Origin of the sequence: Streptomyces sp. NBC_01445 (genome assembly GCF_035918235.1) — a bacterium.
GTDB lineage: Bacteria > Actinomycetota > Actinomycetes > Streptomycetales > Streptomycetaceae > Streptomyces.
On sequence record NZ_CP109485.1, the window covers coordinates 9,534,169 to 9,547,929 of the forward strand.

Here is a 13,761-nt window from a genome sequence, read left to right on the forward strand (position 1 = left end):
CGCTTCGTGGTGCTACGGGCGTTCGCCGACATCTGCAACAGGCGTTTTGCCCGGGGCCAGTTGTCGTGGTGGGGGAGTGGCATCGGCGTCGCCGTCCGCGTGCCGAGGCAGCAGGAAGGCGGGAATCAGGCCGAGGAGGGCGAGGAAGGCCAGGGGTACCAGGCTGCGGCTCATCGGTGCGGCGGAGGCGCTGGTCGCGCCGGCTGCGACGGCGATGCCGAGCGACGGACCGATGTTCATCGCCGTCTGTTTGAGCCCCCCGACGACTCCGGCGTAGCCCGGTGGCGCGTCGCCGACGACTGTCCCGGTGGCGGTGACCATCACCGTCGCGAACCCGGCTCCGAGTGCGGCGAAGGCGGCTGTCATGGACGGCCACGGGCTGGTCGGACCGAGCGAGGACAGCTGCGCGATGCCGGCCACGACGAGAACCGTGCCTGCGACGGCGGTGTGGCATGGGCCGTACCGTCGCAGTGCGGCGCCGGCAACGGGCGCGCCCAGGACCATCAGCGCGGTCAGTGGCAGGACGCGCAGGCCTGTGGCGAGCGGGGCGAGCCGCAAGGCGTCCTGGAGGTAGAACGTGGCTTTGAACAGGGCGCCGAACAGACCTGCGCTCATGACCAGGAGGAGCGCCATGGCCGCGGTCACCGGGACGGACCGGGCCACGGCATGCGGCACGATCGGGTGTGCGGCACGGCGCTCGTGCAGAACGAGTACCGCCGACAAGGCCAGGCCGCCGGTGAGTTCAAGCAGAGTCGACCCAGCGGTCCACCCGCGCCCCGGCACGCCGGTCAGAGCGTGGACGAGGATCGCCAGTGCCGCCGTGAGCAGGGCCGTGCCGGTGAGGTCCAGCCGTTGCGAACCTGCGCGTTCAGGCATCGGGGTACGGACGGCGAGAGTGAGCGCGGCGATCACGAGCGCGACAGGCGCGTTGACCCAGAACACCGCACGCCATCCGAAATGCTGCACCAGAATCCCGCCGAGGACCGGACCGATCCCGGCCGCCACCGCGATCGCGCTGGTACGGATGGCGATGGGCGTGCCGAGTCGGTCCGGCGGATACGCCAGCCGCAGCAAGGCGAGCGTCGCAGGCTGGAGCAGCGCACCGAAAACGCCCTGAGCGACGCGCAGTGCGATCACCCAGCCGATGGAGGGTGCGAGCGCGATGCCGGTCGATGCGGCCCCGAACCCGAGGACGCCCACCAGGAGCAGCCGCGTGTGTCCGTACCGGTCGCCGAGGCGGCCGGCGACGACGAGAAGCGTGGCGACGGCGATCAGGTAGCCGGTGCTCGTCCATTGGACCTGAGCCACGCTCGCGTCGAGATCGTGCCGCAGGCTGGGCTGCGCCACGAGCAGGATGGTCCCGTCCAGTGCGACGATCATCGCTCCGGACGCGGAGGCCAGGAGAGCGAAGGGCCGCCTCGCCGCAGTGCTCACGCCGTCACCGGCCCCAGGTGAGCGTCCAGGACTGCCGTAGGGCCGCCTCGCCGCAGTGCTCACGCCGTCACCGGCCCCAGGTGAGCGTCCAGGACTGCCGTCACGAGCCGGTCGCGTTCCTGATCACCCGGCGGGGGAGTGCCGAGGGCCAGTTGCAGGCTTCCCCAGGTCCACAACTGGGCGATGCCGTGCAGCCCGGACCACAGGGCGGCGGCGGTCACCGCGGGCGATACGGCCGAACTGCCGGGCGAGTCGGGCCGATGTACGGCGTCCGGATCCTCCCTGCACAGGCCGACCAGCTCGACCATCCGCATGAACAGCGGAAGCGTGGAGGTGCGCAACTGAGGCCGGCCTGCCTCCTGTTGCGCCCCGTCGAGCAGGTCGTGACGGAACATCAACTCGAACATGCCGCGGCGCTCCAGCGCGTACCCGACGTACGCCCCGGCAATTCGCTCCAGTTGAACGCGTGGTGGTGCCTCGCGGTCGTCGGCGCCTTCGAACCGGGCCGCGAGATCCTCGAAGCCGCGCTGGGCAATGGCCGCGAGCAGGGCGTGGTGCGTGGCGAAGTACCTGCGCGGGGCCCCGTGCGAGACCCCGGCCCGCCGGGCGATCTCCCGCAGCCCCACCGACGTGGAGCCCTCGGTGAGGACCAGGTCCACACCCACGTCGATCAGCCGTTCGCGAAGGGAGTTCTCATCGGTCATAGACACTGTCTACCATTGAGGCGTAGACAGTGTCTATCCGGTGAGCAGGGGGGTGGCGGGTCTCAGGCATCAGCGGGTCTGGGGCACCCGGAATCTGCGGCGGTACTCCGTCGGTGTTGTGTTCAGCCGTCGTCGGAACGCCCGGACCAGGGTGTCCGTCGTGCCGAATCCGCAGGCGGACGCGATGCGTTCGAGGGTGGCGTCGGAGGATTCGAGGTCGTGGCGTGCCTTCTCGACGCGGACGGACTCGATGTAGGCGTGCGGGGTCATGCCCAGTTCGGTCTTGAAGAGCCGGGTGAGGTGCCGGTCGCTGACGTGCGCGTACTCGGCGAGGTCCACGACGGTCAGCGTGCGGCTGATGTTGCGCATGATGTGGTGGCGGAGATCCTCGATGCGCCGTGTCGTGGAGAGCTGTTCCAGCGGAACGCTGAACTGGCTCTGTCCGCTCGGCCGCTTCAAGTACATGACGAGCTGCCGGGCGACCCGCAGCGCGATGGCTTCGCCCAGGTCATCGGCGATCAGGGCGAGCGACAGATCCAGGCAGGCACTGATGCCCGCTCCGGTCCACACATTGCCTTCGCGGATGAAGATCGGATCGGCGTCGACCTTCACTGCCGGGTGATCCGCGGCCAGTTGGGGCGCGGTCGACCAATGTGTGGTGGCCCGCTTGCCGTCGAGGAGCCCGGCTGCCGCGAGGAGGTGCGCTCCGACGCATACGGACGTGACCCGGTGGGTGCGGTCGGCGAGGGTTTTCACCCACTTGACCAGTGTGGGGTCGACGAGCGCGCGTACCCGGCGTTCGCTGTCGACCTCCACCGAGCCGGGCACGATGAGCGTGTCGATGCTTCCCTCGGCGGCCTCCCGGAAGGTGATGTCCGGGAGGATGCGGACTCCGGCGGAGGTGGTGACCGGGTCCATGCTCTCGGCGGCCAGGACGACGTGATAGCCCGCCGCGTCCTCGGTCTCGCGTCGGGCCAGTGAGAACACTTCCGGTGGCCCGGTGACGTCGAGCAGGTCGACGCCTTCGAAGAGGACGATGACGATGAGCCGTCTGGCGATGTCCTGCATGAGTCCCCCTGGTCGGTCTGCCGTGCCATCGGTGGTGCGCGAGTGGCATGTCGGTATCTGCATGTTAGACGTCATTGTCGACACGCCTGCTGGGTCATAGCGTTCTAGTCGCAGCCCACCGCATCGCTCGGGCTGCCAACCTCACGCGAAGACCGAAGGCGGTACACCCATGTCCAGAACTACGCTGCGCGAGCTCAACGGCTTCGACGAGACGCCCGCGAAGCTGGCCGAATCGACGCTGATCCTGATCGACTTCCAGAACACCTACACCCAGGGCGTGATGGAACTCGACGGGTGGGAGGCCTCGCTCGACGCCGCCGCGCAGCTGCTGGCACGGGCCCGCCAGGAGGGCACGAAGATCGTGCACGTCATCAACGACGGCGGCGAGGGCACCCCGTACGACATCCGGGCCGAGATCGGTCGGATCCACCCCCGTGTCGCGCCGGTCGACGGTGAGGCCGTCGTCGTCAAGCAGGTCCCGAACGCGTTCGTCGACACCGACCTGGGCACACACGTCCCGGACGGGCAGGACGTCATCATCGCCGGCTGGATGACGCACATGTGCGTGGCGTTCACCGCGCAGGGCGCGTTCCTGCGCGGCAACCGTCCCACGGTCGTCGCCGACGCCACCGCCACCCGCTCGCTGCCGGTGGCCGGTACCGACCTCGACGCCTGCCAGGTGCACTACAGCGCCCTCGCCACCATCGCCGACCTGTACGGCGTCGTCGTACCGACCCAGAAGGAGATCGTCTGATGAAGCTGCTGCGTTCAGCCGCCGCGCTGAGTCTCGCCACCATTCTCGCGGCCACCGCGACGGCGTGCGGCGGCAGCTCCGAAGCCGCCGCACGCACCGACCACAAGCCGTCGCCCGCCGCGGAGAAGAACGCCGGGGAGAAGAACGTCGCCACGGACACGACGACGCTGCGGCAGCTCAACAAGCTGGACGAGACCCCGGCGAAGCTCTCCGACGCGACACTGATCCTCGTCGACTACCAGAACACCTACGCCCAGGGGGTGATGGAACTCGACGGGTGGCACTCCGCGGTGAACAACGCCGAAGCTCTGCTGAAGCGCGCCCGTGCGGCGGGCACGCCGGTCATCCACATCGTCGACAAGGGCTACGACCTGAAGTCGAAGGCGGGTCAGATCATTCCGGCGCTGAAGCCGGCGAAGGGCGAGCCCGTCGTCGAGAAGACCGTCCCCAACGGCTTCTATCGCACCGATCTCGCCGAACAGGTCAAGAAGGCCGGGCGCAAGAACGTCATCATCGCCGGATTCATGACCAACATGTGCACCCTGTTCACGACGCAGGGCGCGTTCCTCAACGGCAACAACCCGACCGTGGTCGGCGACGCCTCCGCGACCCGGCCGTTGCCGCTGAAGGGCAACCCGAACGGCATCCCCGCGAAGCAGGTTCACGAGGCCGCGCTCGCCACGGTCCAGGACCTCTACGGAGTCGTGGTCCCCAAGCAGAGCTCGCTCAAGTAGCCAGTACTGGTCAGGTAGTCGTCCGGTACGCGCTGCTTTCGGAGGGGGAAGGAATGCGCATTCCTTCCCCCTCCGCCCCCTCGGATCCCCCAAAGAAGAAGAACCCCGAGTAAGGCCCCCCACAAATGGCTCACCCAACTAATGGACTTCCCCCCATGTCCCACATGCCCCCCATGCAGATGGTCCCCCCACTCACTCAACATTCGTGCACCGAACCGCTACGGAGAAGACGAAGATGGCTACGCGCAGAGGATTTATAGGCAGCGCTTCCGGTATCAGCACCGCGGCGCTGTTGGGTTACTCGGCGTCCCCGAGTGCCGCGGACACTCCACTGACCAACTCGACGGGCACGCTCGCAACGTCAGCCGTGACCCAGCAGCAGGCGAAGGACTCGATCTTCGCCGTCAACGCCGGTATGCGCTCCAACTACGCCACCCTCAAGGCGGAGTTGGTCAAGCATCTCTCCCCGGTGATCGTGGTGCAGAACGACGCGAAGGGCGGCAGGTTCACCCTCGTGACGGCGAACGGCCAGGAGTCCGTCAACCCCGTGGCGGAGACGTTCGAGCTGGCGAAGTCCATCGCTCACGTTCCGCTCGGCTGCTTCTCCGTGATCGCCTCGTATCTCGCGGACAAGATCCCGAACCTGCCGAACGCTGACCGCATCGACCCGCATGACCTCCTGCTGGTGGCGTTCAACGACGACAAGTCCACCGCGTGGATCGAACCCCTTCAGGCCTACGCCGTCACCCTCACCACGGCGCGCAAGAACCTTCCCGCCGCCGGTCTGCCGGCCGCGCTGACCACGTCGTGCGGCAACATCCTCGACGCCGCCCTGAAGTTCATCAACGCCTCGGTCACGGCGAAGGTGTTCGACATGAAGTCGTTCGAGGACTTCTCCGGCAGCGTCTACCCCGACATCCGCGTCAACATGGAGCACGCCGCGCAGGCCCAGATCAAGGGCGTGCAGGACACCATGAAGACCTGGCGCGCGAAGGTCGGCGAGGCCGCATGGGCGGACCTGTACTGCGTGGTGCTCTCGCAGTGGACCACCAGCGTGCTCAACCAGAACACCATCATCATCAAGGACTGCATGAACGCCGCGAAGGTCGCCACCCACCTGATCGACCTGCCCGGCCTCGAGACGCCGAAGGACCCGATCTTCACCGCGCTCGACAATCTCGCCCGGATCGTGCAGGACAACATCGCCGCGGAGATGGTGTTCCCGAAGGACACGAAGGTCGCCGACGCGCTGAAGGGCAAGGAGGACCTGCTGTCCGACGAGATCCTCATCCAGCTCGGCGGCAGCGCCGCGACGACGCAGACCTCTCCCACGTACAACACACTCTCCGAGGGGATGTGCCCGGTCAGGAAGTAGCCACGGGCACGGAGATGCGTCTGCCTGTAGACGCATAGAACGTGCAGGCCAGGCGGCTCCTCCCGGTGACAGCGGAAGAGCTGTGGGGGAGCCGCTCATGGCCTTGTCCGCTGCCGTTCGCCGACAACAGCGCTACGACGTCCACGCGACTCCCGTCAGTTGTGACGGGCGTCGATGACGCAGAAGCGGTTGCCGTCCGGATCGGCGAGCACGACGAAGTCGGCGTCGTCCGGATAGAGGTCCCAGTCGACCCGCTGTGCGCCCAGGGACACCAACCGCTCGACCTCGGCAGCCTGGTCGGGCGCGTCCCGGGCATACAGATCCAGATGGATCCGCGGACGCTCCTGGACCGGCGTCTCGCTGAGGCCGAGCGACAGCTGGACCCCGGCACCTTTTGCCGGCACCAACACCACCCAGTCGTCCTCCATCGCGTCGCGTGGGACGTATCCCAGGGCCTCCGTCCAGAACGCGGCCGCACGCGGCACATCCGAGACACCCAGCACAACCGATCCGATTCTCAGCATGCGCAGATTCTGGCGGACCACGGCACACCGCCGGCGTCGGCGACGCGCCGGAGCCACCTCGTGGGGAGCCGGACGGCACCGCCCCCAGAGGGGAGTGGCACCGCCCGGCGAGGCCCGCCCTGTTCGTCAGAAGACGAACGGACCAGGCGCCTGCGCGGATGTGGCGTTACAGGTCACGGTGATGCCCATGACCACGACCTTCAGGGACTTGGCCTCCAGGCTGTCCCCGGCGGCGACGGTCCCGTTCAGCGGCCCGGTGGACACGGGGCTGCCGGCAGGGATCGCCGGGTTGGAGTTGCCGGTGAACGTGGACGTCCCGGTGCCGTTGTTGGTGAGCGTCAGCGTCGAGTCGACCGAGCCCGCCGCGACGTCGATGGGTGCCGAGATGGCTGAGGTGGACACACTGATCGTCGCGGCGGTCCCGTCCTGGGTGGCCGTGAGGGTCGCCATGCCAGACCCGTAGATTCCGCAGTCGAACGAGAGGGTGGCGGTGTCGGGGGTCACCGCGGTCGCCACGGGTGCGAGCGCGAGCGCGCTCACGGCGACCACGCCGACACCCAGTGCCGAACCGATACCGAGCCTTCTGCCATACCTCATGGGGAGCCTGCCTTCACTATGTGAGTGGGGGGAAAGTGCAGGTGCGGTTCCCGGTGCAGGTGCGGGTGCAGTTACGGGAGTGACGTGCTGAAATCGTCGCCCATTGAGACACAGGCCGCGTGAGGCAGCAAGACCGGTCCCGTGATTGTTGACGTGCTACGGCTAGAACCGGCCTTGATCGGCGAACGCGGCCCGGCCCCCGGCAGTTGGGCGTGGCGCACGCTTGCCGCTTTGACGCGACGCCTGACAGATCCCGGCGGCCTAGGATGCGAATTCCCTGCGCTGGAAGGTGGTTCCGGATGACTGTGCCGAGCCTGCTCGCGGTCTTCGCCCACCCGGACGACGAGTCTCTGTGGGCCGGAGGCACACTCGCCCGTCACGCAGCCGCCGGCGCCCGCACCGGAGTGGTCACGACGACCTGGGCCGAAGACACGCCACGCGCCGAGGAGTTGGCCGAGGCGCTGCGCATCGTCGGCGCGGGCACGCCACGGCTGCTCGGCTACGCCGACGCTCGTGCGCCGCAGTCGGCTCCCGGCGCGATGCGATTCTGCGATGCGCCGATCGACGAAGCCGTGGGCCGACTCGTCGCGCAACTCAGGGAGTTCCGCCCGCAGATCGTGGTCACCCATGACGCCTACGGCGGGCTGACCGGGCATCCGGACCATGTGCACACCCATCGGGTGACCATGCTCGCCGTCCAGGCGGCCGGGCTCGAGCGGCTCTACCCGGACGCCGGCGAGCCCTGGCAGCCGAGCGCCCTGTACTCGGCTTCACACCCGCACTCGGCAATCCGGGCGTGGGGCGGACATGTGGCTGCTTCGGGCAAGGCGATGCACAGCGTTCCGGACGAGCGGATCACCGCGACGGTCGATGTCGGCCCCTGGCTCGAGCAGAAAGTCGCAGCCGTGCTGGCGCACCGGACCGAGGTGGCGCGAGGAGCCGCCCCAGGCCTGGTCGCGAACCTCCAGCCGACCGAGCGCCACCGCCTGCTCTCCACCGAGTGGTACATCCGCCACGACCCCATCACCACGGCGGCAGCACAGACGGAACTGATCGCCGAGACCCGACCTGGGAGCCTTTCGCGCCGCGCGGATCGACACTGTACGGACGGCCTAGGCTGGACGTATGGATCTCCAGGACGAGTTGGATGAACTCATCGACACCCCATACGAGGTCTACGGCCGCCTGCGTGACACCTCGCCGGTGCATCGCATCGCCGGGCCGAACGGGGACCCTGCCTGGATCGTGACACGGTACGCCGACGTACGCGCCGCCCTCGCCGATCACCGGCTCTCCTTGGACAAGAAGCACGCTCTGGAGGGGTCCTATCGGGGTTTCTCGCTGCCGCCGGCCCTCGATGCCAACCTGCTCAACATGGATCCCCCCGACCACACCCGCATCCGTCGGCTCGTCGGCCGCGCGTTCACCGCTCACCGCGTCGAGCAACTCCACGCGCCCATACGGGAAACTGCGGACCGACTCCTCGACTCCTTTGGCTCACACGGCAGGACGGATCTCATCGCCGCCTACGCCGGACCTCTGCCGATCATCGTCATCTGCGAGTTGCTCGGCATCCCGGACGACCGCCGCCCGGACTTCCGCGCCTGGACCGACGCACTCGTCGCCCCGGATCCCGGCCGCCCCCAGGCCGCGAAGGAGGCGGTGGTCGCGATGCTCGGCTTCTTCGCCGAACTCCTCGCCCACAAGCGCGAGCAACCCGGCGCAGACCTGCTCTCCGACCTGATCGGGGTGCGCGACACCGACGGCGACCGCCTCAGCGAGGACGAACTGACATCGCTCGCCTTCCTGATCCTTTTCGCCGGGTACGAGAACACGGTGCAGCTCATCGGCAACGCCGTCCTCGCCCTCTTGCGCCATCCGGAACAACTGGCTGCCCTGCGCAAGGACAGCTCACAACTCCCCTCTGCAGTGGAGGAGTTCGCCCGTTATGAGGGGCCGGCTCTGCTCGCCATCCGGCGCTTCCCGACCGAGGACATGGCCATCGGGGGAGTCCCTGTCCCCGCGGGCGAGACGGTCCTGCTGTCGCTGTCCGCCGCCAACCGCGACCCCGCCCGTTTCCCCGACCCGGACCGCCTCGACCTCGGGCGCGATGCCGGCGGGCACTTGGCGCTCGGGCACGGCATCCACTACTGCCTCGGCGCGCCGTTGGCCCGCGCCGAGACCGAGATCGCTCTGGCCGCCCTCCTCGACAGGTTCAAGGAGATCGAACTGGCCCAGGATGACCTGAGGTGGCGGCCGTCCATGCGCGCCCGCGGCCTGCTCACACTGCCGGTCACCTACAGCAGCTGACGGAATGAGGGAGGTGGGTCGGACGGGCGGACGGTCCGTGGTCGGATCGCCCCGACACGGTCCCCGCCCGCGGCCGTCTTCCTCGTCCTCCGCTCGTCCGCGGTCGACAGCCGGAAGAGGAGCGGGGGAAGGCCGAGTTCAAGGGCGCTGACCGGCACTTGGAACCAGTGCGGCCGTGGACGGCGACGGACAGCCCGCGCCCGATGCCTCCGAGCAGGAAGATACCGGCGAGCCACCGTACGGCCGTTGAGGGGATCGGCGATTGGCGTGCGACCCAGATACACGCGAGCCAGTATCCGAAGAAGATCGCGTTGTAGAACCGCTCCCGGCTGTCGACAGTCGCTCCCGTCGGGCCCTCGCCGGGTACGGAGGCGATGCCGAGGACGAGGTGGTAGAGGCCGATCGCCGCGCAGGCGATGCCCATCGCCATTGCGAGCGTTGCGAACCGGGTGCTCGCCGGCGACCCGGTCATCCAGGCGATCATCACAGACGAACTGGCGGAACTGCGGCAGCGGTTGCTGGAGGCGACGGTGCTCGGCGACGGGCCGACGCACCTCGAGTCGGCCGCGCTCACGAGCTGGCTGGTCTTCGTCCGCGTGCTCTGCGTGGACTGGCTGACCAATGAGTCGTTCACCCGCGCCGAACTGCACGGGATGTGCGGCGGTGCATTGAAGGGGGCCTTGGGCGCTGTGCTCGATCTCGATGCGCTGACCGGTATGGAGGGTGGTCGGTGACCTGGCGCGGACCGCGCGGCGTGGTCGGTCGTTGCGTACGATTCGGCGCGTCGAGGTAAGCGGATTCGAGTGTCGAAGTACGCAGGGGAGGCCCCATGGACGCCGGGCACCGGCACGCCGACAGGGGCGCCATGCTGGCCCGCTTCGCGGCCCGCATCCTCGTGGTGTGCCCCCGCTGTTCCGGGCGTGCCGTGGTTGTTCCCAGGCCTGGAGGGCCCGAACTCCGTTACTCCGTAGACCTGTTGTTCCTGTCCAGGCGGCTGGCGTGCGCGCGTTGCGGGGTCACGGCCGAGTGGGAGCCGGAGCGGCGCGGCGGCGCCCGTATCGGCGCGACGCTCGGCGGTCCGGCCGAGCCGTTCTTCGGCCGGCCGTTGTGGTTGCAGACGCGCTGCGCGGGCCGGCTGCTGTGGGCGTACGACATCGCGCACGTGGACGCGCTCGCGGCGTACATCGGTGCGCGTCTGAGGGAGCGGGGGAGTCCGTCGTCGTCTCTGGCGATGATCCCGAGGCTGCCCGACTGGATGACCTCGGCCGCCAACCGCAGTGAGGTCGTCGCGGGGCTCGCCGCGCTGCGTGCGCAGGCCGAGCGCTCGGCGCCGGACGACCGCCCCGAGACCGCCGACGGGAGCGCGGCCCGGCCGCAGCGCCGACGCGCGACGTACTAGCCCCGATCGCGACTCGACCCCAACTCCCCATTGGTCCATACCCATTGACGAATGGTCTGGACCTCTCTACCGTGCGTCGTGCTCACGCCAACCCCCACTCGCCCGGCGATCCTGCGGAGGCCCCCCATGTCCCGTCGCAGTCGTACCTCCCGTCTCCTCGGCGCAGCCCTCGCGGCTGCCGCGTCCCTCTCCACCGTCCTGGTCGCGGCACCCGACGCCCCCGCCGCCGACACCTGCGCGACCAAACCGCGACCGGCCGGCAAGGTCCTCCAGGGTTACTGGGAGAACTGGGACGGTGCGTCCAACGGCGTGCACCCGCCGTTCGGCTGGACCCCCATCACCAACCCCGAGATGGCGCAGCACGGCTACAACGTCATCAACGCGGCCTTCCCGGTGATCCGCTCCGACGGCACCGCGCTGTGGGAGGACGGCATGGACACGAACGTGAAGGTCGCGACCCCGGCCGAGATGTGTCAGGCCAAGGCCTCGGGCCAGACCGTCCTGATGTCCATCGGCGGCGCGGCAGCGGGCATCGACCTCAACTCGACGGCCGTCGCGGACCACTTCGTCGAGACGATCGTCCCGATCCTGAAGAAGTACAACTTCGACGGCATCGACATCGACATCGAGACGGGCCTCACCGGAAGCGGCAACATCAGCCAACTCTCCACGTCCCAGGCAAACTTGATCCGCATCATCGACGGCATCCTTGCCCAGATGCCCGCCGGGTTCGGCCTGACGATGGCCCCCGAGACGGCGTACGTCACCGGCGGCAGCGTCACGTACGGCTCGATCTGGGGCGCTTACCTCCCCATCATCAAGAAGTACGCCGACAACGGCCGCCTGTGGTGGCTCAACATGCAGTACTACAACGGCAGCATGTACGGCTGCTCCGGCGACTCCTACGAGGCCGGCACCGTCCAGGGCTTCACCGCCCAGACCGACTGCCTGAACAAGGGCCTGGTCGTCCAGGGAACCACGATCAAGGTCCCCTACGACAAGCAGGTCCCCGGCCTGCCGGCCCAGCCCGGCGCGGGCGGGGGCTATATGGCTCCGAGTCTGGTTTCGCAGGCATGGAACACGTACGGCGACGGCCTCAAGGGGCTGATGACCTGGTCGATCAACTGGGACGGGTCGAAGGGGTGGACCTTCGGGGACAACGTGAAGGGTCTCGAGCAGTAGCCGCACCGAGTCGTGGCCACGCCCCCTTCACCCCACTGGGGTGAGCAACCGGCCCGGCCGGTCAGGATTGGAGAAGCGCAGTCCGCCGGGCCGCTACTAACGTGGTGCCATGGACATCACCATTCACACCACCGCGCTCCCGCACGAGGACCCGGACGCTTCCCTGGCCTTCTACCGCGACGTCCTCGGTTTCGAGGTCCGCAGTGACGTGGGCCAGGGCAAGATGCGCTGGATCACGGTCGGCCCCGTCGGCCAGCCCGGCACGTCCATCCTCCTCGCGCCGCCGGCCGCCGACCCCAGCATCAGCGAGGACGAGCGCCGCACCATCGCCGAGATGATGGCCAAGGGCACCTACGGCTGGATCCTGCTGGCCACCCGGGACCTGGACGGCACGTTCGAGAAGGTGCAGGCGGCCGACGCCGAGGTCGTCCAGGAGCCGACCGAGCAGCCGTACGGCATCCGCGACTGCGCCTTCCGTGACCCCGCGGGCAACATGGTCCGCATCCAGGAGCTTCGCTGAGCCCCGCCGCGCCAGGTGGTCCCCGGGCCCCCTGGCGCGCGCGGATACCCATGAAGGCAGGTGTCGTATGTGCCATCCGGCCTGGGGGCGCGCGCTCGCCCAGGATCAACGGCTGAAGGACCTGGTGCGACTGCGCCGTGTCCGTGACCGGATCGACCGGGCGTACGCGCAGCCGCTGAACGTGGAGGCGCTCGCCCGCGGAGTCGACTGGCCGGCCGGGCATCTCAGCCGGCAGTTCCGGCTCGCGTACGGCCTGTCGCCGTACGCCTTCTTGATGACGCGTCGTGTCGAGCGGGCGAAGGCGTTGCTGCGCGGTGGCGACCTCACGGTCACCGAGGTCGGCTTCCTGGTCGGTTACGCGTCGCAAGGCGTCTTCCGTTCCCGCTTCACCGAGCTCGCCGGCGTGACGCCCAGCGCATACCGGTGCGGGGCGGTGGCGGCCGCGACAAGGACGCCGCCGATACCGGTCAGGAATGGAGAAGCATTCCTCACCTAGCCACAACTAGCGTGATGTCCATGACCTCCATCGAGTCCATCACCCTCGAGGTGGCCGACCCCACGGCCGCCCAGCGCTTCTACACCGCCGCCTTCGGCCTGGACACCCAGGTCGGACTGAGCGCCTCGGAGGCGCCGACGACCGGCTTCCGCGGCTTCTCGCTGTCGCTCACGGTGTCCCAGCCGGCCGACGTCAAGGCGCTCATCGGCACCGCCCTCGACGCCGGCGCCACACCGCTCAAGCCCGTCACGAAGTCCCTGTGGGGATACGGCGGCGTCGTCCAGGCACCGGACGGGACGATCTGGAAGGTCGCCACGTCGGCGCGGAAGGACAAAGGCCCGGCGACCCGGCAGATCGACAGCATCGTGCTCCTGCTGGGAGTGGCGGACGTGGCCGCGAGCAGGCAGTTCTACGTCGACCGCGGTCTCACCGTGGCGAAGAGCTTCGGCCGCAAGTACGTCGAGTTCGAAACACCCTCGAGCCCGGTCAAGCTGGCTCTCTACGGGCGCCGCGCGCTGGCCAAGGATGTCGGCGTCCCCGTCGACGGCAGCGGATCGCACCGGCTCGTACTCGGCGGCGACGCCGGGACCTTCACCGACCCGGACGACTTCGCCTGGCAGGCCACCACGGTCGTCTCCGCGGCCTGACCTGAAGCAGCACCCCG

Annotated in this window: 17 protein-coding genes; 11 read left to right on the forward strand and 6 right to left on the reverse strand. The window is 68.8% G+C overall.

The genetic code is table 11. The features are described 5' to 3' along the window. Positions 1 to 12 precede the first annotated feature (12 nt). From OG574_RS43515 to OG574_RS43525, 3 genes are all read right to left on the reverse strand, one after another. Positions 13 to 1,380 carry an MFS transporter gene (locus OG574_RS43515; RefSeq protein WP_326778801.1) on the reverse strand — a complete coding sequence of 456 codons (1,368 nt, stop codon included), beginning with the start codon at positions 1,378 to 1,380 and terminating at the stop codon, positions 13 to 15. Between the two features lie 113 nt (positions 1,381 to 1,493). Beyond that, positions 1,494 to 2,138, reverse strand: a complete 645-nt coding sequence (locus OG574_RS43520) for a TetR/AcrR family transcriptional regulator (RefSeq protein ID WP_326777739.1) — start codon at positions 2,136 to 2,138, stop codon at positions 1,494 to 1,496. A gap of 69 nt (positions 2,139 to 2,207) precedes the next feature. Beyond that, entirely contained in the window at positions 2,208 to 3,206 is a 999-nt protein-coding gene (locus OG574_RS43525) for a GlxA family transcriptional regulator (protein WP_326777740.1), read from the reverse strand. A gap of 169 nt (positions 3,207 to 3,375) precedes the next feature. Here OG574_RS43525 and OG574_RS43530 point away from each other — a divergent pair, with 169 nt between their 5' ends. The 3 genes from OG574_RS43530 to OG574_RS43540 all read left to right on the forward strand — a co-directional run bounded on the left by OG574_RS43530 (position 3,376) and on the right by OG574_RS43540 (position 6,069). Then, the gene (locus OG574_RS43530) at positions 3,376 to 3,960 is read left to right on the forward strand and encodes an isochorismatase family protein (RefSeq protein ID WP_100594371.1); all 585 of its coding nucleotides are present in this window, start codon (positions 3,376 to 3,378) and stop codon (positions 3,958 to 3,960) included. Next, a complete protein-coding gene (locus OG574_RS43535) occupies positions 3,960 to 4,694 on the forward strand; it encodes a cysteine hydrolase family protein (protein WP_326777741.1) in 735 nt (244 codons plus the stop codon). The genes OG574_RS43530 and OG574_RS43535 overlap by 1 nt, the downstream gene beginning before the upstream one ends. 235 nt (positions 4,695 to 4,929) lie before the next feature. Continuing rightward, positions 4,930 to 6,069, forward strand: a complete 1,140-nt coding sequence (locus tag OG574_RS43540; RefSeq protein ID WP_442816891.1) for a hypothetical protein — start codon at positions 4,930 to 4,932, stop codon at positions 6,067 to 6,069. Between the two features lie 155 nt (positions 6,070 to 6,224). Here OG574_RS43540 and OG574_RS43545 read toward each other — a convergent pair whose 3' ends face one another. Both OG574_RS43545 and OG574_RS43550 read right to left on the reverse strand, forming a co-directional pair. Next, complete coding sequence (locus OG574_RS43545; protein ID WP_326777743.1) at positions 6,225 to 6,593, reverse strand: VOC family protein; 369 nt, start codon at positions 6,591 to 6,593, stop codon at positions 6,225 to 6,227. Between the two features lie 126 nt (positions 6,594 to 6,719). Beyond that, a complete protein-coding gene (locus tag OG574_RS43550) occupies positions 6,720 to 7,190 on the reverse strand; it encodes a hypothetical protein (RefSeq protein ID WP_326777744.1) in 471 nt (156 codons plus the stop codon). A gap of 299 nt (positions 7,191 to 7,489) precedes the next feature. Between OG574_RS43550 and OG574_RS43555 the strand changes: the two genes are divergently transcribed. Together OG574_RS43555 and OG574_RS43560 are read left to right on the forward strand one after the other, a co-directional pair. Continuing rightward, a complete protein-coding gene (locus OG574_RS43555) occupies positions 7,490 to 8,341 on the forward strand; it encodes a PIG-L family deacetylase (protein WP_326777745.1) in 852 nt (283 codons plus the stop codon). Then, positions 8,316 to 9,500, forward strand: a complete 1,185-nt coding sequence (locus OG574_RS43560) for a cytochrome P450 family protein (protein WP_326777746.1) — start codon at positions 8,316 to 8,318, stop codon at positions 9,498 to 9,500. Before OG574_RS43555 ends, OG574_RS43560 begins: the two co-directional genes overlap by 26 nt. Here the strand turns inward: OG574_RS43560 and OG574_RS43565 are convergent. Further along, a complete protein-coding gene (locus tag OG574_RS43565; RefSeq protein ID WP_326777747.1) occupies positions 9,484 to 9,984 on the reverse strand; it encodes a DUF4345 domain-containing protein in 501 nt (166 codons plus the stop codon). The two genes, OG574_RS43560 and OG574_RS43565, sit on opposite strands and share 17 nt — an antisense overlap. On the opposite strand from OG574_RS43565, the gene OG574_RS43570 reads away from it, so the two are divergent. From OG574_RS43570 to OG574_RS43595, 6 genes are all read left to right on the forward strand, one after another. Continuing rightward, a complete protein-coding gene (locus OG574_RS43570) occupies positions 9,917 to 10,234 on the forward strand; it encodes a hypothetical protein (protein ID WP_326778857.1) in 318 nt (105 codons plus the stop codon). The genes OG574_RS43565 and OG574_RS43570 overlap by 68 nt on opposite strands. 95 nt (positions 10,235 to 10,329) lie before the next feature. Then, the gene (locus tag OG574_RS43575; RefSeq protein ID WP_326777748.1) at positions 10,330 to 10,899 is read left to right on the forward strand and encodes a hypothetical protein; all 570 of its coding nucleotides are present in this window, start codon (positions 10,330 to 10,332) and stop codon (positions 10,897 to 10,899) included. A 126-nt stretch (positions 10,900 to 11,025) separates the two neighbouring features. After that, complete coding sequence (locus OG574_RS43580) at positions 11,026 to 12,081, forward strand: chitinase (protein WP_326777749.1); 1,056 nt, start codon at positions 11,026 to 11,028, stop codon at positions 12,079 to 12,081. Positions 12,082 to 12,190: 109 nt separating this feature from the next. Further along, positions 12,191 to 12,601 carry a VOC family protein gene (locus tag OG574_RS43585; RefSeq protein WP_326777750.1) on the forward strand — a complete coding sequence of 137 codons (411 nt, stop codon included), beginning with the start codon at positions 12,191 to 12,193 and terminating at the stop codon, positions 12,599 to 12,601. Between the two features lie 67 nt (positions 12,602 to 12,668). Next, positions 12,669 to 13,097 (forward strand): helix-turn-helix transcriptional regulator, encoded by a 429-nt coding sequence (locus OG574_RS43590; RefSeq protein ID WP_326777751.1) that lies wholly within the window; start codon positions 12,669 to 12,671, stop codon positions 13,095 to 13,097. Between the two features lie 20 nt (positions 13,098 to 13,117). Beyond that, on the forward strand, positions 13,118 to 13,744 hold the full coding sequence (locus OG574_RS43595; RefSeq protein WP_326777752.1) for a glyoxalase: 627 nt from the start codon (positions 13,118 to 13,120) through the stop codon (positions 13,742 to 13,744). Positions 13,745 to 13,761 lie beyond the last annotated feature (17 nt).

What these genes read in the sequence shown, in the direction of transcription:
- OG574_RS43530 (WP_100594371.1), top strand. Translation starts at nt 3,376, where the DNA reads ATGTCCAGAACTACGCTGCGCGAGCTCAACGGCTTCGACGAGACGCCC.
- OG574_RS43585 (WP_326777750.1), top strand. Translation starts at nt 12,191, where the DNA reads ATGGACATCACCATTCACACCACCGCGCTCCCGCACGAGGACCCGGAC.
- OG574_RS43550 (WP_326777744.1), bottom strand. Translation starts at nt 7,190, where the DNA reads ATGAGGTATGGCAGAAGGCTCGGTATCGGTTCGGCACTGGGTGTCGGC.
- OG574_RS43575 (WP_326777748.1), top strand. Translation starts at nt 10,330, where the DNA reads ATGGACGCCGGGCACCGGCACGCCGACAGGGGCGCCATGCTGGCCCGC.
- OG574_RS43535 (WP_326777741.1), top strand. Translation starts at nt 3,960, where the DNA reads ATGAAGCTGCTGCGTTCAGCCGCCGCGCTGAGTCTCGCCACCATTCTC.
- OG574_RS43570 (WP_326778857.1), top strand. Translation starts at nt 9,917, where the DNA reads ATGCCCATCGCCATTGCGAGCGTTGCGAACCGGGTGCTCGCCGGCGAC.
- OG574_RS43565 (WP_326777747.1), bottom strand. Translation starts at nt 9,984, where the DNA reads ATGATCGCCTGGATGACCGGGTCGCCGGCGAGCACCCGGTTCGCAACG.
- OG574_RS43580 (WP_326777749.1), top strand. Translation starts at nt 11,026, where the DNA reads ATGTCCCGTCGCAGTCGTACCTCCCGTCTCCTCGGCGCAGCCCTCGCG.
- OG574_RS43555 (WP_326777745.1), top strand. Translation starts at nt 7,490, where the DNA reads ATGACTGTGCCGAGCCTGCTCGCGGTCTTCGCCCACCCGGACGACGAG.
- OG574_RS43540 (WP_442816891.1), top strand. Translation starts at nt 4,930, where the DNA reads ATGGCTACGCGCAGAGGATTTATAGGCAGCGCTTCCGGTATCAGCACC.
- OG574_RS43590 (WP_326777751.1), top strand. Translation starts at nt 12,669, where the DNA reads ATGTGCCATCCGGCCTGGGGGCGCGCGCTCGCCCAGGATCAACGGCTG.
- OG574_RS43545 (WP_326777743.1), bottom strand. Translation starts at nt 6,593, where the DNA reads ATGCTGAGAATCGGATCGGTTGTGCTGGGTGTCTCGGATGTGCCGCGT.
- OG574_RS43595 (WP_326777752.1), top strand. Translation starts at nt 13,118, where the DNA reads ATGACCTCCATCGAGTCCATCACCCTCGAGGTGGCCGACCCCACGGCC.
- OG574_RS43525 (WP_326777740.1), bottom strand. Translation starts at nt 3,206, where the DNA reads ATGCAGGACATCGCCAGACGGCTCATCGTCATCGTCCTCTTCGAAGGC.
- OG574_RS43515 (WP_326778801.1), bottom strand. Translation starts at nt 1,380, where the DNA reads ATGATCGTCGCACTGGACGGGACCATCCTGCTCGTGGCGCAGCCCAGC.
- OG574_RS43520 (WP_326777739.1), bottom strand. Translation starts at nt 2,138, where the DNA reads ATGACCGATGAGAACTCCCTTCGCGAACGGCTGATCGACGTGGGTGTG.
- OG574_RS43560 (WP_326777746.1), top strand. Translation starts at nt 8,316, where the DNA reads ATGGATCTCCAGGACGAGTTGGATGAACTCATCGACACCCCATACGAG.